The 22,606-nt window shown below is 67.6% G+C and carries 24 protein-coding genes and 1 riboswitch; of the genes, 11 read left to right on the top strand and 13 right to left on the bottom strand.

The features are described 5' to 3' along the window. Positions 1 to 17: 17 nt before the first annotated feature. Positions 18 to 240: riboswitch (cobalamin riboswitch) on the top strand. A gap of 117 nt (positions 241 to 357) precedes the next feature. Next, positions 358 to 2,199, top strand: coding sequence for a TonB-dependent vitamin B12 receptor (gene btuB / locus AC3ITW_RS02380; protein ID WP_012509945.1), 1,842 nt, complete (start codon positions 358 to 360; stop codon positions 2,197 to 2,199). 141 nt (positions 2,200 to 2,340) lie between these two features. Here btuB and gph read toward each other — a convergent pair whose 3' ends face one another. The 3 genes from gph to AC3ITW_RS02365 all read right to left on the bottom strand — a co-directional run bounded on the left by gph (position 2,341) and on the right by AC3ITW_RS02365 (position 4,779). Continuing rightward, on the bottom strand, positions 2,341 to 2,997 hold the full coding sequence (gph, locus tag AC3ITW_RS02375) for a phosphoglycolate phosphatase (RefSeq protein ID WP_153674970.1): 657 nt from the start codon (positions 2,995 to 2,997) through the stop codon (positions 2,341 to 2,343). A 64-nt stretch (positions 2,998 to 3,061) separates the two neighbouring features. Then, positions 3,062 to 3,853 carry a class I SAM-dependent methyltransferase gene (locus AC3ITW_RS02370; RefSeq protein WP_019338001.1) on the bottom strand — a complete coding sequence of 264 codons (792 nt, stop codon included), beginning with the start codon at positions 3,851 to 3,853 and terminating at the stop codon, positions 3,062 to 3,064. Then, a complete protein-coding gene (locus AC3ITW_RS02365; RefSeq protein ID WP_012509943.1) occupies positions 3,850 to 4,779 on the bottom strand; it encodes a LysR family transcriptional regulator in 930 nt (309 codons plus the stop codon). Before AC3ITW_RS02365 ends, AC3ITW_RS02370 begins: the two co-directional genes overlap by 4 nt. A gap of 108 nt (positions 4,780 to 4,887) precedes the next feature. On the opposite strand from AC3ITW_RS02365, the gene AC3ITW_RS02360 reads away from it, so the two are divergent. Continuing rightward, positions 4,888 to 5,526: an NAD(P)-dependent oxidoreductase gene (locus AC3ITW_RS02360; protein ID WP_012509942.1), complete on the top strand. Its 639-nt coding sequence runs from the start codon at positions 4,888 to 4,890 to the stop codon at positions 5,524 to 5,526. A gap of 85 nt (positions 5,527 to 5,611) precedes the next feature. Next, positions 5,612 to 6,523, top strand: coding sequence for an MBL fold metallo-hydrolase (locus AC3ITW_RS02355; protein WP_448122521.1), 912 nt, complete (start codon positions 5,612 to 5,614; stop codon positions 6,521 to 6,523). 281 nt (positions 6,524 to 6,804) lie between these two features. On the opposite strand, the gene dinB is transcribed toward AC3ITW_RS02355, so the two are convergent. Next, positions 6,805 to 7,875: a DNA polymerase IV gene (dinB, locus tag AC3ITW_RS02350; RefSeq protein WP_489390042.1), complete on the bottom strand. Its 1,071-nt coding sequence runs from the start codon at positions 7,873 to 7,875 to the stop codon at positions 6,805 to 6,807. A gap of 190 nt (positions 7,876 to 8,065) precedes the next feature. Between dinB and fabA the strand changes: the two genes are divergently transcribed. Both fabA and fabB read left to right on the top strand, forming a co-directional pair. Next, positions 8,066 to 8,581: a 3-hydroxyacyl-[acyl-carrier-protein] dehydratase FabA gene (gene fabA, locus AC3ITW_RS02345; protein WP_004140661.1), complete on the top strand. Its 516-nt coding sequence runs from the start codon at positions 8,066 to 8,068 to the stop codon at positions 8,579 to 8,581. Continuing rightward, the gene (fabB, locus tag AC3ITW_RS02340; protein WP_004140658.1) at positions 8,581 to 9,789 is read left to right on the top strand and encodes a beta-ketoacyl-ACP synthase I; all 1,209 of its coding nucleotides are present in this window, start codon (positions 8,581 to 8,583) and stop codon (positions 9,787 to 9,789) included. The genes fabA and fabB overlap by 1 nt, the downstream gene beginning before the upstream one ends. Positions 9,790 to 9,916: 127 nt before the next feature. On the opposite strand, the gene AC3ITW_RS02335 is transcribed toward fabB, so the two are convergent. The 3 genes from AC3ITW_RS02335 to AC3ITW_RS02325 are packed head-to-tail and all read right to left on the bottom strand — an operon-like array spanning position 9,917 to position 12,365. Then, entirely contained in the window at positions 9,917 to 10,600 is a 684-nt protein-coding gene (locus tag AC3ITW_RS02335) for an HAD family hydrolase (RefSeq protein ID WP_032968447.1), read from the bottom strand. Further along, the gene (locus tag AC3ITW_RS02330) at positions 10,597 to 11,298 is read right to left on the bottom strand and encodes a pseudouridine synthase (protein ID WP_004140604.1); all 702 of its coding nucleotides are present in this window, start codon (positions 11,296 to 11,298) and stop codon (positions 10,597 to 10,599) included. Before AC3ITW_RS02330 ends, AC3ITW_RS02335 begins: the two co-directional genes overlap by 4 nt. Beyond that, positions 11,295 to 12,365, bottom strand: coding sequence for a class I SAM-dependent methyltransferase (locus AC3ITW_RS02325; protein WP_032968446.1), 1,071 nt, complete (start codon positions 12,363 to 12,365; stop codon positions 11,295 to 11,297). Before AC3ITW_RS02325 ends, AC3ITW_RS02330 begins: the two co-directional genes overlap by 4 nt. A gap of 158 nt (positions 12,366 to 12,523) precedes the next feature. Between AC3ITW_RS02325 and AC3ITW_RS02320 the strand changes: the two genes are divergently transcribed. Beyond that, positions 12,524 to 12,787, top strand: coding sequence for a hypothetical protein (locus tag AC3ITW_RS02320; RefSeq protein WP_005407925.1), 264 nt, complete (start codon positions 12,524 to 12,526; stop codon positions 12,785 to 12,787). 258 nt (positions 12,788 to 13,045) lie between these two features. Here the strand turns inward: AC3ITW_RS02320 and AC3ITW_RS02315 are convergent, their stop codons facing one another. After that, entirely contained in the window at positions 13,046 to 13,339 is a 294-nt protein-coding gene (locus AC3ITW_RS02315; protein ID WP_004140576.1) for a DUF3247 family protein, read from the bottom strand. A gap of 43 nt (positions 13,340 to 13,382) precedes the next feature. Beyond that, on the bottom strand, positions 13,383 to 15,371 hold the full coding sequence (locus tag AC3ITW_RS02310) for a hybrid sensor histidine kinase/response regulator (RefSeq protein ID WP_153674967.1): 1,989 nt from the start codon (positions 15,369 to 15,371) through the stop codon (positions 13,383 to 13,385). Positions 15,372 to 15,615: 244 nt separating this feature from the next. Here AC3ITW_RS02310 and AC3ITW_RS02305 point away from each other — a divergent pair, with 244 nt between their 5' ends. Further along, positions 15,616 to 16,179 (top strand): DUF3016 domain-containing protein, encoded by a 564-nt coding sequence (locus AC3ITW_RS02305; RefSeq protein WP_012509937.1) that lies wholly within the window; start codon positions 15,616 to 15,618, stop codon positions 16,177 to 16,179. Between the two features lie 102 nt (positions 16,180 to 16,281). Here the strand turns inward: AC3ITW_RS02305 and alr are convergent, their stop codons facing one another. Further along, the gene (gene alr, locus AC3ITW_RS02300) at positions 16,282 to 17,349 is read right to left on the bottom strand and encodes an alanine racemase (protein ID WP_100433974.1); all 1,068 of its coding nucleotides are present in this window, start codon (positions 17,347 to 17,349) and stop codon (positions 16,282 to 16,284) included. Then, on the bottom strand, positions 17,328 to 18,632 hold the full coding sequence (locus AC3ITW_RS02295) for a D-amino acid dehydrogenase (RefSeq protein ID WP_004140565.1): 1,305 nt from the start codon (positions 18,630 to 18,632) through the stop codon (positions 17,328 to 17,330). Before AC3ITW_RS02295 ends, alr begins: the two co-directional genes overlap by 22 nt. A 149-nt stretch (positions 18,633 to 18,781) precedes the next feature. On the opposite strand from AC3ITW_RS02295, the gene AC3ITW_RS02290 reads away from it, so the two are divergent. After that, positions 18,782 to 19,261 carry an Lrp/AsnC ligand binding domain-containing protein gene (locus AC3ITW_RS02290; RefSeq protein WP_004140558.1) on the top strand — a complete coding sequence of 160 codons (480 nt, stop codon included), beginning with the start codon at positions 18,782 to 18,784 and terminating at the stop codon, positions 19,259 to 19,261. A 111-nt stretch (positions 19,262 to 19,372) separates the two neighbouring features. Here the strand turns inward: AC3ITW_RS02290 and AC3ITW_RS02285 are convergent, their stop codons facing one another. Together AC3ITW_RS02285 and AC3ITW_RS02280 are read right to left on the bottom strand one after the other, a co-directional pair. Continuing rightward, positions 19,373 to 19,525, bottom strand: coding sequence for a hypothetical protein (locus AC3ITW_RS02285; protein ID WP_005407918.1), 153 nt, complete (start codon positions 19,523 to 19,525; stop codon positions 19,373 to 19,375). A 187-nt stretch (positions 19,526 to 19,712) separates the two neighbouring features. Beyond that, positions 19,713 to 20,081 (bottom strand): hypothetical protein, encoded by a 369-nt coding sequence (locus AC3ITW_RS02280; RefSeq protein WP_004140555.1) that lies wholly within the window; start codon positions 20,079 to 20,081, stop codon positions 19,713 to 19,715. Positions 20,082 to 20,221: 140 nt separating this feature from the next. On the opposite strand from AC3ITW_RS02280, the gene msrB reads away from it, so the two are divergent. The 3 genes from msrB to motB all read left to right on the top strand — a co-directional run bounded on the left by msrB (position 20,222) and on the right by motB (position 22,595). Then, positions 20,222 to 20,689: a peptide-methionine (R)-S-oxide reductase MsrB gene (msrB, locus tag AC3ITW_RS02275; RefSeq protein ID WP_100433973.1), complete on the top strand. Its 468-nt coding sequence runs from the start codon at positions 20,222 to 20,224 to the stop codon at positions 20,687 to 20,689. 91 nt (positions 20,690 to 20,780) lie between these two features. Next, a complete protein-coding gene (gene motA, locus AC3ITW_RS02270; protein WP_012509934.1) occupies positions 20,781 to 21,635 on the top strand; it encodes a flagellar motor stator protein MotA in 855 nt (284 codons plus the stop codon). 3 nt (positions 21,636 to 21,638) lie between these two features. Further along, positions 21,639 to 22,595, top strand: a complete 957-nt coding sequence (gene motB, locus AC3ITW_RS02265) for a flagellar motor protein MotB (RefSeq protein ID WP_004140525.1) — start codon at positions 21,639 to 21,641, stop codon at positions 22,593 to 22,595. Positions 22,596 to 22,606 lie beyond the last annotated feature (11 nt).

Genomic DNA, 22,606 nt, shown 5'->3' with positions numbered 1-22,606 from the left:
GCTGCCTGCGATGCCGTAGACTGCGCGCACTTCCAGGTGACCTGCGGCCATGGCCGGCAGGTTGAAACGGGAAGCCGGTGACGCGCGTTTCCACGCCATGCCGGCGCTGCCCCCGCAACGGTAAGCACGTCAGTTCCAGGCAACACCGCCACTGTGCCGCAGGCATGGGAAGGCGCCTGGACGGTGGCCTCGCGCCACCCGGCGGCAAGCCCGGAGACCGGCCCGGAAGCCTCAGGTCGCGATGCGGTGGGCATGGCGCTGGATGATCGCGGCCTGTGCTGCGGCATCGGCGCGTGCCTGCCTTCGCGGCTCCTCCCCTTCGCCACGCGGGCGTGCGTGGCACCCGGAGTTCCCCCGATGAAGCTGCAGTCCCGAATGCTGTCCCTGGCCGTGCTCGCCGCCCTTCCCGCGCTGGCCCAGGCCGCCGATGACACCACCGCGCTTGACCAGATCCTGGTCACCGCCACCCGCACCCCGATCGCCCTGCAGTACAGCATCGCGCCGGCGCAGGTAATCGACCGCGCGCAGATCGAATCCAGCCAGGCCACCTCGCTGCAGGAGCTGCTGCGCGGCCGCGCAGGCATCAACCTGACCAATGCTGGCGGCCTCGGCAAGCAGAGCTCGCTGTTCCTGCGCGGCACCAACTCCGGCCACACCGTGGTGCTGGTGGATGGCGTGCGCATCAACAGCGCCGATCTCGGCCTGGCCATGTACCAGGACCTGCCGCTGGCGCAGATCGAGCGCGTCGAAATCGTACGCGGCCCGCAGTCGAGCCTGTACGGTGCCGATGCCATCGGCGGCGTGATCCAGATCTTCACCCGCCGCAACCAGGGCGACTTCGCCCCGCACTTCCAGCTCGGTGGCGGCAGCAATGGCCTGCGCGAAGCCAGCGGCGGCATCGGCGGTGGTACCGAGCGCGGCTGGTTCGGCGCCGACATCGCCTACCAGCACTCCGACGGCATCGATGCCTGCCGCGGCTCGGCCACGCTGTTCGCCGGCTGCTTCGCCGACGAACCCGACCGCGACGGCTACCGCAACCTGTCCAAGAGCCTGCGTGGCGGCTACAGCTTCAACGACCAGTGGAACGTGGAAGGCAGCGCGCTGCGCGCCGACGGCAAGAACCACTACGACGGTTACTACAACTACTCGGAAACCCGCCAGCAGGTGCTGGCCGGCAAGGTGCGCTACACCCCGTCCGAACGCCTGGCATTCACTGCCAACGTCGGCCGCAGCGACAATGAATCCGACAACTTCGGTGCACCGGGGGTGTTTGGCAGCGCGCAGACCCATCGTGACAGCGCCTCGCTGCAGGGTGACATCACGCTGGCCGAAGGTCAGCTGCTGAGCACCGGCGTGGACTGGAGTGAGGACAACCTGGATGGCAGCAGCGCCGGATATCTGGTCGACAGCCGCCGCAACACCGGCGTGTTCGTGCAGTACCAGGGCCGCTTCGGCCGCCATCAGCTGCAGGTCAGCGCGCGCAACGACGACAACCAGCAGTTCGGCAACCATGCCACCGGCAGCGTGGGCTGGGCGATGGAACTGGAGCACGGCCTGCGCGTCAATGCCAGCTACGGCACGGCGTTCAAGGCACCGACCTTCAGTGACCTGTATGACCCGTGGAGCGGCGTGCCAACGTTGAACCCGGAAAAGTCCAAGAGCGCAAACCTCGGCGTTTCGCAGCACGGCAAAGGTTGGCACTGGGGCCTGGACGTATACGAGACCCGCATTGATGACCTGATCACCTACGATGCGTCCACGATGAAAATGCAGCAGGTGGAGAAGGCACGCATCCGTGGCGCCGAGCTGACCGGTGGCGTGCTGCTGGCCGGTTTCGACATCAATGCGCAGCTGAGCTACACCGATCCACGCAACCGCACCCACGGCAGCACCCAGTTCGACAACTGGCTGCCGCGCCGCGCGCAGCAGACCGCGCGCCTGGACATTGACCGCCGCTTCGGTGATTTCCGCGCCGGCCTGACCGTGCAGGGTGCGGGCAAGCGCTATGACGATGCCGCCAACGCAGTGAAGGTCGGCGGCTACGGCACGCTGGACCTGCGCGCCGAGTACGCGCTGACGCCGGAGTGGTCGCTGCTGGCGCGTGCCGCCAACGTGTTCGACCGCCGCTACGAGACGGTGGCGTGGTTCAACCAGCCTGGTCGCGAGTACCAGCTGAGCGTGCGTTACCAGCCGAAGTGACCGCGACGGTCATGGTAGTGCCGGCCGCTGGCCGGCAACATCATGACCTTCGGCAACGCGTTCCGGCTTGCCGGCCAGCGGCCGGCACTACCCATTGCGTCGGCCCCGGTTACCGCCCGGTGACCGGCGTTATCCGTTGCATCAGCCCTTCAACCCCGGCAACTCACGCAGGTCGTCGATCACCGCCACCGCATGCGCGGTGGCCAGGTCCAGGCCGCGCGGATAGCCGTAACGCACCAGCGCGATCGGCATGCCTGCATCTTCGGCGGCGCGGTAGTCGGTCAACGAATCACCGACCATCAGGCACGCCTCTACAGGCAGCCCGAAGTGCGCGGCGATATGCCGCAGCGGTTCACCACTGGGCTTGCGCTGCGGCAGGGAGTCGCCACCCAGCACCAGCGCGAACGCATCACCGATACCCAGGTGCTGCAGCAGCGGTGGCACCAGCGCTTCGGGCTTGTTGGTGCAGATCGCCAGCGGCACGTTGCGCGCACGCAGTCGCGCCAGTGCTTCAGCCACGCCATCGAACAGACGCGGGCTGCGCAGCAGGCACTCACGGTAGTGCACCATGAATACCGGCATCACTTCGGCCAGGTCCACCTCGCGGCCGGCCGCATGCACGGCCTGTTCGACCAGGCGGCGCACACCGTCGCCGATCCAACCGAGCACCGTGGTTTCCGGCACGCGTGCCACACCGATGTCCTCCAGCGTGCGGTTCAGTGCTTCGGCGATATCAGCTGCGCTGTCGACCAGCGTGCCATCAAGGTCGAACACGACCAGCGGATAGGGATACGACAAGGGACGGCACCTGCATGACGTGGGGCCGTCCATTGTACGCCGCTGGTTTTTGCGCCGATCCGCCTCAGCCGATCCGGCGCGCGCGGGTAGCCAGGAAGGTGGGCAGATAGCGATCGATCAGGAAGCGCGGCTGCGGCTGCCAGTCTTCCATGAAGCGATCGATGATGAAGCCGGCATCCAGCTGGCCCCCGATCAGTTCGGTCAGGCTGTGGCCGAAGGTCAGTGCGTCGCCCCGTGCCAGCTTCGCCTCGCGCTCGGCCGGCGGCAGGTCTTCCAGGTCCGAATAGGGAATGGCGTACTGCGGCCGGATCAGGCCCTGTGCATCCAGCTGCGGATCGCGCGCGCCAACGAACAGCACCGGGTTGTAGAAGCTGGCCATCAGCATGCCATCGCGTGCCAGCACGCGGCGGCATTCGGTCCACACCGGGCGCACATCAGGCACGTACAGGTTCGAGATCGGGTGGAACACCACATCGAAACTGTCGTTGGCGAATACGTGCAGATCGCGCATGTCACCCTGCACGGTGCGCAGCTGCAGGCCATCGCGCGCAGCGACCCTGCGGTCCTGTTCCAGCTGTCCGTCGGACAGGTCGAACACGGTGACGTCTGCCCCGGCCGCCGCCAGCACCGGCGCCTGCTGTCCACCGCCCGACGCCAGGCACAGGATGCGGCGGCCGCGCACATCACCCATCCAGTCCAGTGGCAACGCGCGCGGGGTCAGATGTACCTGCCAGCGGCCCTCGCGCGCGGCGGCAATCGTTGAGCTTTCCACCGGGCGCGACCATTCGCGCACTTCGCTGGCCTGGCGGTCCCAGGCAGCACGGTTGTGGTCGATCAAGGCCTGTCCATGGTTCATGTGTTCTCCTTGCCCGGTGGGCGCCAATCCAGATCCTGGAAGGCCGGGCTGGCGAAGCACTCGGCCAGGAAGTCCAGGAATCGCCGCATGATAGCGGGCTGCTGGCGCCGTGACGCGTACACCGCATGAATGCCCAGTTCGTCCAGACTGAATTCGGGCAGCAGTTCGATCAGTTCGCCACTGCGCAGGAACGGCGCCACCTGGTAGGTCGGCAGCATGGCGATGCCGGCACCGGCGCGTACTGCCTCCAGCAGCAGTGACGCTTCGTTGGCGCTGATGTTGCCGCCCACCGCCACCGACAGCGAACGGCCTTCACGGTGCAGCTGCCACAGGCTCTTGCCGACGTAGTGATGGGTCAGGCAGTTGTGTGCGGCCAGATGCTCGGGCGCGGTCGGTGTGCCACGCGCCTGCAGGTAGGACGGCGTCGCGCACAGCACCGAACGGCAGGTGGCCAGCCGCCGCGCGATCAGGCTCGGGTCGATCTGGCGGGCGATGCGCACCGCCAGATCCACGCGCTCTTCCACCAGGTTCACCGTGCGGTCGACCAGCAGCAGTTCGATGCGCGCTGCCGGGTGGCGTGCGACGAAGCCGGCCACCGCCCGCGCCAGGTGGCTTTGCCCGAACGAGACGCTGGCGGTTACCCGCAGCGTGCCATGCGGCTCGGGGTCATCGCTGGCCAGTTCGCCCCGCAGTTCCTCGCCGATCGCCAGCATCTGCCGGAAGCGCGCCAGCGCTGCCTCGCCCGGCCCGGTCAGGCTGACCCGGCGCGTGGTCCGGTGCAGCAGGCGCGCCCCCAGCCAGCCCTCGACCTCGGCCAGGTAGCGGCTGACCATCGCCCGTGACATGTCCAGCACCTCGGCGGCCGCGGTCAGGCTGCCGCGCTCGGCGACCTCGACGAACACGGTCATGGCGGTCAATCGGTCCATATGCTCGATCCATGCAACAAACAAGCGCGTTATACGCTGTTTTTCGAGCGACTGCAGCGGCCTAGAGTGGCCCCATTCCCACCCCACACCGCCCCACGGAGTCCTGCCATGAAGATCGCCCTCGTTGGTTCCACCGGCAACATCGGCCGCCAGATCGCCCGCCACGCGCTGGCCCGCGGCCACGAACTCACCGTCATCGTGCGCAGCGCACAGGACCTTCCGGCTGAACTGGCCGGTGCCCATCCGGTGATCGCCTCGCTGGATGACCCGGACGCGCTGGTCGCCGCCATCGCCGGCCACGACGTGCTGGCCAGTGCCTACGGCCCGCGCCCGGGCGATGACATCGGCCGCGTCGGCGAGGTCGCCGCGCAGCTGGCTGCCGCCGCACGCAAGGCCGGCGTGCCGCGCCTGGTCGTGGTCGGTGGCGCCGGCAGCCTGGAAGTCGCGCCCGGCGTGCAGCTGGTCGATACCCCCACCTTCCCGGAGGCCTACAAGCCGTACGCACTGGCCCACCGTGAGGCGTTCAACCGCCTGCAGGCGGTGGATGACCTGGACTGGACCTTCTTCTCGCCGGCCGCCGAAATCGGCCCGGGCGAAGAGCGCGGCCAGTACCGCGTGCAGCCCAAGGCGTTCCTGGCCGACGCCAGCGGCCACAGCCGCATCAGCTACGCCGACTACGGCGCGGCGTTCGTCGCCGAGCTGGAAGCGCACCGCTACCCGAAGCAGATCATCACCGCGGCGTACTGATGCCAGGCCGCCGGGCATGGCCCGGCGCTACCCACCTGTAGAGCCGCGCCCACGCTCGGCTCGCCATCCGCCACAAGGAATTCCCATGCGTACCGCTGCCCTGCTGCTTCCCCTCGCCCTGGCCGCCACCTTCACCAGTGCGCCGCTGCTGGCCGCACCGGCCACCGCGGCGCCGGCCACGGCGACGAAATCCCAGCTGCACCTGCAGACCTTCCATCCCGGCCCGCAGGCGATGTTCTCGGTGTCCTCGGTGCTGATCGAAGGCCGCCACGATGCGATCCTGGTCAACGCGCAGTTCGGCGCCAGCGATGCGCGCAAGCTGGTGGATCTGATCCGCGCCAGCGGCAAGCAGCTGACCACGATCTACATCAGCCACGGCGATCCGGATTACTACTTCGGCCTGGCCACGCTGCAGGACGCGTTCCCGCAGGCACGCATCGTCGCCACTGCGCAGACCGTCGCCCACCTCCAGCAGACCCAGGCCGGCAAGCTGGCCTACTGGGGGCCGAAGATGGGCAGCGACGTGCCCGCGCGCATCGTGGTGCCGCAGGTGCTGGACGGCGATGCCCTGCAGCTGGAAGGCCAGCGCCTGCCGCTGATCGGCCTGGATGGCCCGACCCCGGATCGCACGGTGCTGTGGGTGCCGTCGCTGCGCGCGATCGTCGGTGGCATTCCGGTGGTGGCGGGCGAGCACGTGTGGATGGCAGACACGCAGACGCCGAAGTCGCACACCGACTGGCTGCAGACCCTGCAGCGGCTGCAGGCACTGAAGCCGAAGGTGGTGGTGCCGGGGCATTACGCGCCGGGTGCGGCACTGGATGCCAGTGCGCTGCGCTTCACCGCAGACTACATCCGTGCGTTCGATGTTGAGGCGGCAAAGGCGAAGGACAGTGCGGCGCTGGTGAAGGCGATGCAGTCGCGCTATCCGAAGCTGGCAGGCGTGGCGTCGCTGGAGCTGAGTGCGAAGGTGGCCAAGGGCGAGATGCAGTGGCCATGAGGTAGGGGGGGTCTTTTGCAGGGCTGCGCCCTGCACCTGCTCAATGCAACGGCAACAGCCGAAGCAACAGCTGGCTATCCGTGGGATGGCGAGGTGGGTCCGGTTGCGGGGGACGCCGTGAATCCGTCCATGGAGGCTCGGTCGCGCCATCCATGGCGCTCACGCCCCCGCAACCGGACCCACCTCGCCTTCGACAGTTTCCTGCTGCTGATGGAACCTGCTGCTGTTGGTGGAACCTGCTGCTGTTGGTGGGTGCCGACCGTTGGTCGGCACGGCAATGATCAGTGCTCGAACAGTTCGCCCTGCACCACAGGTTCCTTGTCGCGGAAACCACTGAGGCCGACGCCAACGAGGCGGTAGCGGGTGTCGGCGGGCAGATCCACCCGCGCACGCAGTGCCAACGCGATGTCGCGCAGCTCCTGCATCGATTCCGGCGGGCGGTCCGGGGTGAAGCTGCGGGTGAGGATGCGGAACTGCGCGGTCTTCAGTTTCAGTACCACGGTGTGGCCGACGCGTTCGGTCTTGCGGGTGGCGTTCCAGGTTTTCTCCGCCAGCTGCACGATGGCCTCACCCAGATCTTCCAGCGGCAGGTCCTCGGCGAAGGTGTCTTCGGAGGAGATCGACTGCACCTGCTGGTCCGGCTCCACCGGCCGTTCATCGACACCGCGTGCGCGGTTGTACAGGCTGCGGCCGAAGCTGCCGAACGCCTCTTCCAGATCGATCAGTGCCCACTGCCGCAGGTCGCCGCAGGTGACGATGCCGCGCGCGGCCAGCTTGCCTTCCATCACCTTGCCGACGCCGGGCACCCGGTTCACCGGCAACGGCAGCAGGAAGGCGTCCACCCGCTGCGGCGGAATCACGAATTGGCCATCGGGCTTGCGCCAGTCAGAGGCGATCTTGGCCAGGAATTTGTTCGGCGCAATGCCGGCTGAAGCAGTCAGCTGGGTTTCCTCGCGGATCTGCGCGCGGATGGTGCGCGCGATGTCGGTGGCCAGTTCCATGCCGCTCTTGGGCTCGGTCACGTCCAGGTAGGCCTCATCCAGCGACAGCGGCTCGACCAGGTCGGTGTGGCGCAGGAAGATCTCGCGCACCTGCTGTGACACCGCCTTGTAACGTGCGAAGTCCGGCGGTACGAAGATCGCATCCGGGCACAGGCGCTCGGCACGCACGGCCGGCATCGCCGAGCGCACGCCGAACACGCGCGCCTCGTAGGACGCCGCGCACACCACCGAACGCGCGCCACGCCATGCCACAACCACCGGCTTGCCGCGCAGTGACGGATCGTCGCGCTGCTCCACCGACGCGTAGAAGGCGTCCATGTCGACGTGGATGATCTTGCGCAGTCGGGTCATGTCAGGCGGAAAGGGCGGGGGCAGGCTGAACCGACCACACGCACAGGTATGGTCGTTGCACATCAACAGGATGCGCGTATTCCCTTGAAAACACTACGGTTGCGTACGGTTGAAATGTTTGATCGGCGCAGTTTCCACGGGCATTCTCGGGCGCTTGTTTCCCTGTTCTTCGCTTCCAGGATTGTGCTTCATGACCCGTCTCCACGCGTTCAACCGCGAACAGCTGCTGGCCAGCGCACGCGGTGAACTGTTCGGCGCCGCTGCCGGCCGTTTGCCCAACGATCCGATGCTGATGTTCGACCGCATCACCGAAATCCGCGAGGACGGCGGACCGCATGGAAAGGGCATGGTACGCGCCGAACTGGATATCCGCCCCGACCTCTGGTTCTTCGGCTGCCACTTCATCGGCGACCCGGTGATGCCTGGTTGCCTGGGCCTGGATGCCATGTGGCAGCTGACCGGCTTCTTCCTGACCTGGCTGGGTGCCCCCGGCAAGGGCCGTGCTCTGGGCTGCGGCGAGGTGAAGTTCACCGGCCAGGTGCTGCCGGATGCGAAGCTGGTGCGTTACGAGATCGACATCAGCCGGGTCATCAACCGCAAGCTGGTGATGGCTCAGTCGGACGCCCGCATGTACGTGGATGACCGCGAAATCTACAGCGCGCGCGATCTGCGCGTCGGCCTGTTCACTGAAACCGGGAGCTTCTGATGCGTCGCGTCGTCATCACCGGCATGGGCATCACGTCCTGCCTCGGCAATGATCTGGATACCGTTTCGAATGCGCTGCGCGAAGGGCGCTCCGGCATCACGGCATTGTCCGACCACGCCGACGCGGGCCTGCGCAGCCAGGTCGGCGGCCGTGTCGACCTCGACCTGGACGCGCTGATCGACCGCAAGCAGAAGCGCTTCATGAGCGATGCGGCGGCCTTCGCCTACCTGTCCATGCGCGATGCCATCGCCGATGCCGGGCTCAGCCCCGAGCAGGTCAGCAACCTGCGTACCGGCCTGATCGCCGGTTCCGGTGGCGGCTCCAGCGAATGGCAGATCGGCGCGGTCGACCTGCTGCGCGAACGCGGTGTGCGCAAGGTCGGCCCGTACATGGTGCCGCGCACGATGTGCTCGACGGTCTCGGCCTGCCTGGCCACCGCCTACCAGATCAAGGGCGTCAGCTACTCGCTGTCGGCCGCCTGCGCGACATCGGCGCACTGCATCGGCGCCGCCGCGGACATGATCCGCCACGGTGCGCAGGACATCATGTTCGCCGGTGGTGGCGAAGACCTGCACTGGTCGATGAGCGTGATGTTCGATGCGATGGGCGCGCTGTCGACCAGCTTCAACGAAACCCCGGCCAGCGCCTCGCGGCCGTACGACAAGGACCGCGACGGCTTCGTCATCGCCGGTGGCGGCGGCATGCTGGTGCTGGAAGACTACGACCACGCCGTTGCGCGCGGCGCGCACATCCATGCCGAGCTGATCGGCTATGGCGTGACCTCCGACGGCGCCGACATGGTGGCGCCGTCCGGTGAAGGCGCGGTGCGCTGCATGAAGATGGCGCTGCAGGGCGTGGATCGTCCGCTGGACTACCTCAACACCCACGGCACCTCCACGCCGCTGGGCGACGTCACCGAGCTCAACGCGATCCGCGAAGTGTTCGGCGATGCGGTGCCGCCGCTGTCCTCGACCAAGGCGCTGTCCGGCCATTCGCTGGGTGCGGCCAGCGTGCACGAGGCGATCTACTGCCTGCTGATGATGCGCGACGGCTTCGTCGCCGGTTCGGCCAACATCGGCGAGCTGGACCCGAAGGTGGAAAGCTTCCCGATCCTGCGCGAGAGCCGCGAGCAGACGCTGGATACGGTGATGTCCAACAGCTTCGGCTTCGGTGGCACCAACGCGGCGCTGGTGTTCGGCCGGGTGTGATGGGAAGGCGTGCCGACCAACGGTCGGCACCCACCAGAGCGGTAGCGCCGGGCCATGCCCAGCGAGAGCGGTGAAGCGTGCCGACCAACGGTCGGCACCCACCAGGGCGGTGGTCGGTACCTACCGGTTATTTCGGCAGCAACGGCACCAGCAGCGCGTGCGCGTCCAGCAGCGAGCCGACGATGCGGTGTCCGAATGCGCGCAGCTCTTCGTCCGGATGCACCAGGTCCGGCACCTGGATCACGGTCATGCCGGCAGCCAGCGCTGCGCGCGTGCCGGCCGGTGAGTCTTCCAGCGCCAGGCAGCGCTCGGGCACCTGGCCCAGCCGCTGCGCGGCCAGCAGGTAGATGTCCGGCGCCGGCTTCGGCCGTGCCACGTCGCCGCTGGTGATCACCGCATCGAAATACGGCAGCAGGCCGGCGGCGGACAGCTTGCGGTTGGCCCGCGGCTGCCGCGTGGTCGTCGCGACCGCACGCGGTATCGCGTGCGCCTCCAGCAGCTCCAGCAACTCCAGGATGCCCGGCCGCAGCGGCAGGCCGGTCTGCGTGCGTTCCTCGTAGAGATCGTGGCAGCGTGCGGCCACGGCTTCGATCACGCTGTCTTCGACACCCTGCGCACGCAGCAACGCGTGCGTATCGCGGTCGCCGAGACCGACCATGCGCAGGAACACCGTTTCGTCCAGGCCCAGGCCGAACTCATTGGCGGCCTGGCTCCAGCAGGCAAGCGAGACCCGCTCGCTGTCGATCATCAGGCCGTCCATGTCGAAGATGACGGCGTCGGGCAGGAACGGCAGCGCAGCGATGGTGGTCATGGAGCGAAAAGCGTATCCAGGTCGGTAGGAGTGAGCTGCCGCCATTGCCCTTCGTCCAGTCCCTGCAGGTCCAGCCCGCCGACTCGGCTGCGGTGCAGGGCCTGCACATGGTTGCCGGTGGCGGCGAACATGCGGCGTACCTGATGGTAGCGGCCTTCATGCAGCACCAGGCGTGCGCGACGCGCATCCAGCACTTCAAGTTCAGCCGGCAGCAAGGGCGTCTTCTCGGACTCCAGCATCAGCGTGCCACTGGCGAACAGCGCCACTTCATCGCCGCGCAGGTCGTCGCTCAGTTCGACTTCGTAGACCTTGGGCAGCTTCGACTTCGGCGAGATGATCCGGTGCAGCAGGCCGCCGTCGTCGGTCAGCAGCAACAGGCCACTGGTGTCGCGGTCCAGCCGGCCGACCGTGGACAGCACCGGGTCGCGGTCGCGGTAGCGCGGCGGCAGCAGGTCGTAGATCAGGCGACCTTTGTCCTTGGTCGAACAGGTGTAGCCGGCCGGCTTGTGCAGCGCGATCGACAGGCCCACCGGCGGGTCCAGCGGCTCGCCATCGACGCGCACCGCTTCATGCGGCACCTGGTCGTCGGCGTACAGCACCTCGCCATCGGCGTCGGTGACGCGACCTTCGCGGAACATCCACTGCACCTGCTTGCGGCTGCCATAGCCCAGGTTGGCGATGAGCTTGACCAGCTTCACTTGCCCTTCCCCCTGCCCTTCACCGCCTCGACCAGCTTGAAGCCATCGCGCTCGGCAACCACGCGCACCGCACCGAAACTCTCATTGAGCGTGTATTCGTACGGCAGGTGGCGGTTGGCCACCACGTACAGGCGCCCGCCCGGGCGCAGCGCCTGCGCGGCCACGGCGATGAAGCGCTGGCCGATGTCCGGACGGTCGGCACGCGAGGGGGTGTGGAACGGCGGGTTGCTGATGATGACGTCGTAGTCCGGCTCGATGCCGGCGGTGACGTCGCGCCACAGGAAACGCAGCGGCAGCGGGCGCGGCGGCGGCGACAGGTTCAGCTCGGCCAGCGCCAGCGCACGCTGCTCAGCCTCGTACAGGTCCAGCGCGGTGATCTTCGGGCAGCGTTCCAGCAGCTCGCGCGACAGGTAGCCGTATCCGGCACCGAGGTCGGCGGCGCGACCGGCCAGGTCGGCCGGCAGGTGCTCGGCCAGCAGCGCCGAGGCCGGGTCGATCCGGTCCCAGGCGAACACGCCCGGCCGGCTGAGGAAGCGGCCACCGACAATCGGGCGGACCGCGTCCAGGGCGGACCAGCGCTTGGCCAGGTCGGCATCGTGCTGGCCCTGCATCGGCGCGGTCCAGTACGCCCGGCAGTGGTTCTTGGTCAGGCTGCCGCCGAGGCCGGTCAGCTGCTTGAGGTCGCCCTCGCCGGAACGCGCGCCTTCGTTGTTGGACTGGCAGGCGACGATGCGACCGCCTTCAGCGACCAGCGCCAGGGCGCGGGCGAACAGCGCACGGGCTTCCTCGCGCTGGCGCGGCGGCAGCACCAGCACCAGCGGATAGCGGCCCTTGCCGGCTTCATCATCCAGCTGGCCGCTGACGGTCCAGCCGGCGGCCTGCTGCAGTGGCTGCGCGAACGGGGCGAAGCTCTGCTCGCAGTGCACTTCACGGCCACCGGCCACTTCGCGCAGCGGCCAGCCATCGCGGGCACGCAGGAAGGCCACCGGGCCCTCCGGCCAGCGCAGGGCGCCTTGGGAGAACGGCAGGAGCAGGGTCTGCAGGGGGGCGTCGTCGCTGGAGGCCATCGGCGCGGTTACTTCAAAGCGTGAGGGCCGTCCATTGTACCGGCTTGGCCGGGCCGGCCCCGGCGGCCACTTTGCGAAACCCGAACGGGGCCTTGATCTGCCAGAAACATTGGAACGTTCAGGGTAGAGGCTCCCCCCGGAAACCCAGGAGAACCTGCATGCGAGCCTTGTTCGTCGGTGGCGTGGTCGACAACAGCGAAATGGACCTGGAAGGCAGCCATCCGCCCGTGCATTACCCCGAAGACACCGGCGGCGGCCACTCACGCTACCGCCTGCACCAGGTCGGCCACGGCGCCGATGGCAGCGTGGCCTACGCGGTCTACGGCGCGCCGGACCTGGCCGACGACGAGGTGGCCAGGGTGGCGGAAGAACGCGCCTATGCGCGCAGGTTCGAAGCGACGCCGACGTTGTTCGAGCATTGACATCCCTGCAGCCCCCGAGCCCATGCTCGGGCGGCGACGCAGCCGCACGGGCGGCAGCTGAGCGTAGGCTCGGCTCTACATCGGCTCAAGGTGCCCTTGGCGGCAACCGGCGGATGCTGGGCGATCTCGTCCAGCCAGACGACGCCGACGTTGTTCGAGCATTGAGCAACGCGTGCGGTTGTAGCGCCCGAGCCCATGCTCGGGCGGCGGCGCAGCCGCACGGGCGGCAGCCGAGCGTGGGCTCGGCTCTACATCGGCTCAAGGTGCCTTTGGCGGCAACCTGCGGATGCTGGCGATCTCATCCAGCCACACATGATGCTGCTGCACCGGCGTGTCGTAGTCGTCCAGGCGCAGCTGGCCGTTGCTGCCTTCGTCGCCGGCATCGTTGCGGTACTGCTGCACGGTCGGCTTCACGGCAATGGTGCCGAGCAGCCGGCGACCGTCCTGCAGGGTCAGTTCCACCTGCGTTTCGCCTTCCAGCTGCGGCAGCAGGGCTTCCAGGCGCGCGATCTGCGCCGGATCGGTATGGATACGGGGAGCTATACGGGACATCGGCGACCTCCTGCATGCAGGGTCGCCGATCAGCCGTGAATGCTCAGTGCAGCGCGCTGTCGGCGCGCGGCACCTGCACCTTGCGTACCGCTGACACCAGCTGCGCCACCGAATAGGGCTTGGCCACATGCTCCTGGAAGCCTGACGCCAACGCACGACGGCGATCGTCAGCGCGCGCCAGTGCTGTCACCGCCACCGCTGGCAGGGTCAGCGCATCCACGCCCATGTCCTCGCGCAGCGTACGCACCAGGCCGTAGCCATCCATGCCGGGCATGCCGATGTCGGTCAGCATCACGTGGTACTGCAGATGGCCGGTGTCGGCCAGCAGCGCCAATGCCTCGCCTGCCGAACTTGCCGCGGACACGCTCGCGCCCTGTTCTTCCAGCATGCGCCGCAGGTACTCCAGCACTTCCGGCTGATCTTCCACCGCCAGCACGTGCATGCCGCGCAGCGGATACGGTTCAACGATCACCGGCTCCAGGATCGGCCCGCTGATTACTTCGCGCAGCGGCCGCCGCTCGGCATCCGGAAGGTGCTGCGGCAGGCGCACGCTGAAGGTGGCGCCGTGGCCATGGCCTTCGCTGGCGGCGGTGACCGTGCCGCCGTGCAGCTCGACCAGCTGCTGCACGATCGCCAGACCCAGGCCCAGGCCGCCATGGCGGCGGGTGGTGGTGCCATCGGCCTGGCGGAAGCGGCTGAACAGGTGGTTGAGGAACTCAGGCGCGATGCCGTCGCCGGTGTCGCGCACGGTGATCACCCAGTGATTGCCATCGGCCTGCAGGGCTACGTCGATGCGGCCTTCGGCCGGGGTGAACTTGATCGCATTGGAGAGCAGGTTCCAGAACACCTGCTGCAGGCGGGTGGCATCGCCCAGCACCAGGCTGGGCCGGTCGGGCAGCTGCAGGTGCACATCCAGCGCCTTGCCTTCGGCCACCAGCTCCTGCGCACCGATCGCTTCGCCCAGCACGCCGCACAGGTCCAGCACTTCCACTTCCAGCTGCACCTTGCCCAGCAGCATGCTGCTGAGGTCGAGCATGTCCGAGATCAGTCGTTTCTGCGCGCCAGCGCTGTTGGCGATCACGCCCAGGCCCTTGTACAGCGGGCTGGTGTTGTCCACCCGCTGCAGCAACAGTTCGCTCCAGCCCAGGATGGTGGTCAGCGGCGTGCGCAGCTCATGCGACAACGTGGCCAGGAATTCGTCCTTCAGCCGTGCCATGTTCTCGGCCGCACTGCGCGCGGCACGTTCGGACTGCAGCAGCTCCTCGCGGGCCAGTTCGATTTCGCGGCGCTCGGTCACGTCCGGGCTGCTGCCGGCAAGGCCGATGAAGCGGCCCATCCGCGAAAAGCGTGGGCGTGCGTTCATCTCCAGCCAGCGCCATTGGCCATCGGCACGCCGCGCACGCACCAGCGCGTGCATCGAGCGCTGCGCCTTCAAGGCCTCCTGCAGCTCGTACTCGAACACCGAGGCATCGTCCGGATGCACCAGCCCACGCCACACATCCTCGGGAACGCGCGTCTCGTCGCCACCGAAAAACTCACTGAAGGCGCTGTTGACGAAGCGTGCATGGCCGCGCTCGTCCAGCACCCAGACCGGCATCGGCAGGCCATCGGCCAGCGCACTGAAGCGCGCTTCGCTTTCGCCCAGCTCAACTTCCATCTGCTTGCGCGCGGTGATGTCGAAGAACAGGATGCCGACCTTGTCCTCACCCGGGCGCCCCACGCGCACCGCATCGACCGCGAACGAGCGGCCCAGCGCCCGCGCTTCCATCTCGAACTGCGCCGGCCGGCCGCTGCGGGCCACTTCACCGTAGATGCGGAACCAGTCTTCCTCGTGATGCGGTTCCAGCGCGCTCATGCGCTGTCCGCGTGCGTCCTTCAGGCCGGTATGCCGCTCGAAGGCATCGTTGACCTCGATGAAACGGTAGTCCACCGCGCGGTCACCATCGAACAGCACCTGGATCACGCAGAAACCGGCGTTGATGCGCTCAAGCACGCCATGATGCAGGTCGGGTTCGGGCGCCGGCACCATCATCGGTGGGCGCTCCACTAGGGGCGGCAGTGTGGACAAGGGCGTTTGGACAGGCCGGGTTGGAGGCACAGCATCTTCCAAAGGGCGTATTCACAGCGTCAAGCGCCGTCAGTCATGCTTGACGACAATGAATTGGCGGCAACCACTCTTGCGCATGACGCAATCGGCCATTGCCGTTGCCTGGAAGCAGGATCACACTCGATCTGTGATCAACATCGTCCCCATCGGCGGGACGCAGGAGACCGTCATGAAACGCTCACTCGCGATTGCCCTGCTGGCAGGCGCCCTGGTGGCGGGTGGCGCAAATGCGGCCCCGCGCACCGTGACCGATGCGCAGGCACCACGCACCCTGCAGGCCGATGGCCCGGTCAACGTGAAATGGGATGATCCGGCCAAGTTCACCGAGATCCGCCAGAGCAGCAACCGCTTCGAAGCCGAGCGCGGCGACTGGGTGCAGCAGCTGGCGCGCTACCTGCAGACCACGGCAGCCAAGCCGCTGCAGCCCGGTCAGACCCTCGATGTGACCCTGGTCGACGTCAAGCGCGCCGGTGATTACGAGCCGTGGCACGGCCCGCGTGGGCGCGACATCCGGATCATGCGTGACATCTACCCGCCGCGGATCAGCCTGCAGTACACGCTGAAGGATGCCAGCGGCCGCATCATCAGCGAAGGCGATGCGCGCCTGAGCGACACCGGCTATCTGCACAACGTGGGGCTGAAGAGCGACAGTGATCCGCTGCGCTACGAGAAGCGCCTGATCGATGACTGGGTGAAGCGGCAGCTGACCAGCCAGGCCACCGCGGCGCGGTAAGCCCCACGGCGACCCGTACCAGGCGACCGCTGCCTGTTAGGCCCATCGGTAGGTGTCGACCTTGGTCGACACGCATTCACAGCGCCGAGCATGGGCTCGGCTCTACATGTACACCCTGGCCACGCGCTTGACGCCACACGGCAGCTGGTACGCACTCACGCCACAGCGCGGCGCCAGCTCGGACAGCGTCGGCGCATTGCCCCACAGCTCCACCACGCTGCCAACGCCCGCCTGCGGATGCGCAGTCAGGTCCACGGTCAGCATGTCCATCGATACGCGGCCGATCAGCGCGCCGGGCTGGCCATCGATCAGCACCGGGGTGCCGTTCGGCGCGAACTGCGGATAGCCATCGGCATACCCCAGCGCGACCACGCCGACGCGGGTGCGTGCCTTGGAAACGAAGCGGGCGCCATAGCCCACCGGCTCCCCCGACTCGATCCAGCGCTCGGCAATCACCTTGGACTGCATCGTCATCACCGGGCGCAGGCGCTCGGTCAGTGCGGTGTTGTCCGGAAGCGGGTTGGCACCGTACAGCATCAGGCCCGGGCGCACCCAGTCACTGCGTACATCCGGCCAGCCCAGCAGCGCCGGCGAGTTGCATACACTGGTCTCGCCTTCCAGCCCATCAGTGGCGCGTGCGAACGTCGCCGCCTGCTCGTGGGTGCGTTCGCTGTCCAGCTCGTCGGCACGTGCCAGATGGGTCATCAGCACGATGCGTTCGACCTGCGGCAACGCCGACAGGCGCGCATGCGCAGCGCGGAAGCTGTCCACGTCCAGGCCGAGGCGATGCATGCCGCTGTCCAGCTTCAGCCACACCGTCAACGGACGCGGGCTGTCGAAGGCGGCCAGCGCCTCCAGCTGCCACGGCGAACCGACGGCGAACCAGAAATCGTGCTCGGCCACCAGCGCCATGTCACTGGCTTCGAAGATGCCTTCCAGCAGCAGGATCGGCGCACCGATGCCGGCCTGGCGCAGTTCCAGCGCCTCTTCGATGGTGGCCACGCCGAAGCCATCGGCCTCGCCTTCCAGTGCCTGCGCACAGCGCACGGCGCCATGGCCGTAGGCATCGGCCTTGATGATCGCCAGGGCCTTGCCACCGCCCAGTTCGCGGGCGAGGCGGTAGTTGCTGCGCAGGGCGCCCAGATCAATCAGCGCGCGGGCAGGACGCATGTGCGGTTCTCATGTTGCGGGGCGTGACCGTACTGGCCATAGCGGAAAACATCCAGGCCTTCGGTGCTGATCTGCGGCTGGCGCGCGCTCATCAGGTCGGCCAGGTAGCGGCCCGAGCCGCACGCCATGGTCCAGCCCAGCGTGCCGTGGCCGGTGTTGAGGTACAGGTTGCGGAACGGCGTGGCGCCGATCACCGGCGTGCCATCCGGCGTGGCCGGGCGCAGGCCGGTCCAGAACTGCGCGCGCGACAGGTCGCCGCCCTTCGGGTACAGGTCGCTGACCACCAGTTCCAGGGTCTCGCGGCGGCGCTGCGACAGCGACAGGTCGAAGCCGGCCACTTCGGCCATGCCACCGACGCGGATGCGGTCGTCGAAACGGGTGACCGCCACCTTGTAGCTCTCATCGAGGATGGTCGAGGTCGGTGCCATCGCCGGATCGGTGATCGGCAGGGTCAGCGAGTAACCCTTCAGCGGGTACACCGGCAGGCGCATGCCCAGCGGTGCGACCAGCGCCGGCGAGTAACTGCCGAGCGCGACCACGAAGCGGTCAGCGGTTTCCAGGGTGCCGTTGACGTGCACGCCGGTGATGCGCTCGCCATCGGAGACCAGGCCGGTGATGTCCTGGTCGAAGCGGAACTCGACGCCGGCGTCCACGCACATCTGCGCCAGGCGGCGGGTGAACAGCTGGCAGTCACCGGTCTGGTCACGCGGCAGGCGCAGCGCGCCGACCAGGCCGTCGACGTGGGCCAGGGCCGGTTCGGCCTGGATGATGCCGGCGCGGTCCAGTACCTCGTACGGCACGCCGTACTGGGCCAGGATCTCGATGTCCTGCGCCGAGGCGTCCAGCTGCTGCTGGGTGCGGAACAACTGGGTGGTGCCCAGGTCGCGGCCTTCGAATTCGATGCCGATCTGCGCGCGCAGCTCATTGAGGCAGTCGCGGCTGTACTCGGACATGCGCACCATGCGCGCCTTGTTGATCGCGTAGCGCTCGTGGGTGCAGTTGCGCAGCATCTGCCACAGCCAGCGGTACTGGGCCAGGTCCATGCCCGGCTTGATCGCCAGCGGCGCGTGCTTTTCGAACAGCCAGCCGATCGCCTTCTTCGGCACGCCCGGGGCGGCCCACGGCGAGGTGTAGCCGAACGACAGCTGGCCGGCATTGGCGAAGCTGGTTTCCAGCGCCGGGCCGGGCTGACGGTCGATGACCGTGACTTCAAACCCGGCCTGTCGCAGGTACCAGGCACTGGTGGTGCCGATCACGCCGCTGCCGAGGACTAGGACTCGCATGGGACTTCTCCAACCCGATCATTCCCTGCACTGGAGCGTGCCGGGACCATAATTGGGGAAGTATAGACAGCCAATACCAGTTGATTTGCCTGATTTGCGATCAACCGGCAGGATGTTCTCCTGCAATTCATTCCCCAAGGTTGACGGCCATGGCCACACGTACCCGTGAACTGGACAAGATAGACCGCAAGATCCTGCGCATCCTGCAGGCCGAGGGCCGTATCTCCTTCACCGAACTGGGGGAACGGGTCGGGCTGTCGACCACCCCGTGCACCGAACGGGTGCGTCGGCTCGAACGCGAAGCAGTGATCACCGGCTACCACGCCCACCTCGATCCGGCGGCGGTGAAAGCCAGCCTGCTGGTGTTCGTAGAGATCAGCCTGGCCTACAAGTCCGGCGACATCTTCGAGGAGTTCCGGCGCGCGGCCCTGAAGCTGCCCAACGTGCTGGAGTGCCATCTGGTATCGGGCGACTTCGATTACCTGCTGAAGGCGCGGATCAGCGAGATGGCGTCCTACCGCAAGCTGCTCGGCAGCACGCTGCTGACACTGCCGCACGTACGTGAGTCGAAGAGCTACATCGTGATGGAAGAGGTGAAGGAGACGCTGAGCCTGCCGATTCCGGATTGAGCCGCGGCTGCGGTTGGGGTCAGAGCCCGCGGTGCGGGATCCGACCCCGGTCAGGATTCGGCAAGGGGTCGGATCCCGCGCAGCGGGCTCTGACCCCGGTCATGGCAACAGTCAACGCTGCTGCGGGTGCTTCTGCGAGCGCTGCTCCTGCTGCTTTCCGCCCTTGTGCGGCTGCTGCGGGTCCATCTGCTGCTGTTGCTGTTGTTGCTGCGGGTTACGGCCCTGCGGTTCCTTGCCGGGATGACGGTTCTGCTGGTTTTTCATGATCGCGATCCAGTGGACGAAGGACACGCGGCGGCGGAGTGCCGACGCAGGGCTACGGTGGTCCCGGAACGGTTAATCGCAGGCGAAAAAGCAGTGATCGGCAGGATGTTGTTTTCGTGCGTTCAGGCCAGGCAGCGGCCAACCCGGGTTGGCACCGTACTGCCCGGCCGCCGGGCATGGCCCGGCGCTACCGGATCTGCTGACCGTCACCACTGGGCACGCTGTCGTAATAGCGGCCGGTGCGCGAATCGAACACGCGGTTCGGACCGGCCGGACGCACACCCGGGATGATGCGGCCGTTGCGGTCGTAGACCTTGCTGGATGGCTTCGGCGCCGGAAACGGCGCAACCTGGGCCGGACCAGTGGACTTGATCGGCTGCACTGGCTGCGGCGAAGGCAGCACCTGTGGCTGCGGGCGCGCTGGCTGCACGGGCGGCACCACCGGCTGGGGGGCCACGGTGGTGGTGCTGCGGGTGGCGGTCGGATTACCGGTCGGCACCTGGGCCAGCGCCAGCGCGGGCAGCAGGGCCAGCAGCAGGGAAAGGGACAGTTTCATGGCACGCTCCGGTATGGATCGCATTCACCTTGCGCCTGCGCCTGTGTGCCGCCCATGAACGGCCATCACACTTGCAAGGTCGCGCCGGCAGCCCCACGTTTGTCGGCATCCCCAGGCCATCGACCCCACGGAGCGCCGCCATGACCGCCTTCGACCTGACGCCCCCGACCCCCCCCCAGACCGAAGCGCTGGTTGCCGGTCTCAGCAGTGAGGAGCGCCGCGTGCTGCTGCAGCACGGCACCGAAGCGCCCTTCTGCGGTGTGTTCCTCGACAACAAGCGCGAGGGCGTCTACTGCTGCCGGCTGTGTGCGCTGCCGCTGTTCCGCTCCAGCACCAAGTTCGATTCCGGCACCGGCTGGCCCAGCTTCTTCGCGCCGTTCGACCCGGCGCACGTGCGCGAGATCCGCGATACCAGCCACGGCATGGTCCGCACCGAGATCACCTGCGCGCGCTGCGGCAGCCATCTGGGCCATGTGTTCCCGGACGGCCCGCCGCCGACCTACGAGCGCCACTGCCTGAACTCCGTCTCACTTTCGTTCACCGGCAACGGCGAGCCCTGGCCCGACCCGTTGCAGCGTGGCGGCGCGGAAAGCGGCGTGGCGGGCTGAAACACCCCGCTGACCGATTTCACAGAATTCCCTCTTCAGAAATCCGGGCGACGGGCCGACAAGGAGATATCCCCCCTCCCTGCGTCGCCCCATGCTCATCATCGTTGGATTCCTGGTCGTCATCATCAGCGTGCTCGGGGGCTACCTCGGGGCCCACGGACGCCTGGGTGCCCTCTGGCAGCCCTACGAACTGGTCATCATCGGCGGTGCCGCACTGGGCGCGTTCCTGGTCGGCACCCCGGCCAAGACGGTCAAGCAGACCCTGCAGGCCATGGTCGGCGTGTTCAAGGGCCCGCGTTACAAGCAGCAGGACTACATCGATGTCCTCAGCCTGGTGTACGAACTGCTCAACAAGGCCCGCCGCGAGGGCTTCATGGCGCTGGAAGACCATGTCGAGCGCCCGGCTGAAAGCGCGCTGTTCGGCAACTACCCGAAGGTGCAGGCCGACCATCACCTGATCGACTTCATCACCGATTGCCTGCGCCTGATGATCGGCAGCAACATCGAGCCGCACGAGCTGGAGCCGCTGCTGGAACTGGAGCTGGAAAAGCACCACGCCGAGGCGATGGCGCCGTCGCAGGTTCTGACCAAGGTCGCCGACGGACTTCCCGGTTTCGGCATCGTCGCGGCGGTGCTGGGCATCGTCATCACCATGGGCTCGATCGGCGGCGACATCGTCGAGGTCGGCGGCCACGTGGCCGGCGCACTGGTCGGCACCTTCCTCGGCATCCTGCTGGGCTATGGCTTCGTCGGCCCGATGGCCTCGGCGATGGAAGCCCGCGCCGAGCAGGACAGCCGCATCTACGAGTCGGTGAAAACCGCGCTGCTGGCCTGCCTGCGTGGCTACAACCCGAAGATCGCGCTGGAATTCGCCCGCAAGACGCTGCCGTCGAACGTGCGCCCGGCCTTCTCCGATTTCGAGCAGCACCTGAAGACGGTCAAGTAAGCCATGGCCGAAACCAAGCCCACCGTCATCGTCCGCCGGGTCAGGAAGGCCGGCCACGCCGCCCACCATGGCGGTTCGTGGAAGGTCGCCTACGCCGACTTCGTGACCGCGATGATGGCCTTCTTCCTGGTGCTGTGGCTGATGGCCAGCACCAGCAAGCCGGAACGGGCAGCTATTTCCGAATACTTCCGCAACCCCAGCCCCTTGGTCGGTTCCAGTGCCACCCCCGCACCGGGCATGGCCGGCCCGGGCGGTGCCAGCACGTCGATGATCAAGCTCGGTGGTGCCACCGACATCTCGCGTGGCAACAGCAGCGATCCCTTCCAGAACCAGCAGAAGTCCGTACCACAGCCGGTGGATGAGCAGCAGCGCGACAAGCAGCAGCTGGAAGCACTGATGAAGGAGCTGCAGGAGGCGATCAGCCGGAGCCAGGCACTGGAACCGTTCAAGGACCAGCTGCTGCTGGACCTGACCCCGGAAGGCCTTCGCATCCAGATCGTGGACAAGCAGAACCGGCCGATGTTCGACCTCGGCAGCGCCACGCTGAAGCCCTACACCCAGCAGATCCTGCACGAGCTGGCCGAATACCTGAACCACGTGCCGAACCGGATCAGCCTGACCGGCCACACCGACATCACCGCCTATTCGGCCGCGCGCGGCTACGGCAACTGGGAACTGAGTGCCGACCGCGCCAACGCCGCACGACGTGCGCTGATCGATGGCGGCCTGGAAGACAGCAAGATCACCCGCGTGGTCGGCCTGTCCTCGTCGGTGCTGTTCGACAAGGCCGACCCGCAGAACCCGATCAACCGCCGCATCAGCATCGTGGTGATGACCCAGGCCGCCGAGCAGGCCGCACTGGCCGGTGCCGGCCCGCAGGTGGGGCTGTCGGCCACCACCGCCGACCCGGATGTGCAGGCGGCGCAGGGTGAGGCCGCAACCTCGGCCGTGACCCCCTGAAGCCCGCCGCC

Source organism: Stenotrophomonas sp. KH_052 (genome assembly GCF_057838755.1).
Note: the sequence above shows the minus strand (reverse complement) of the source record. Positions and strands in the feature narration are given on the sequence as shown.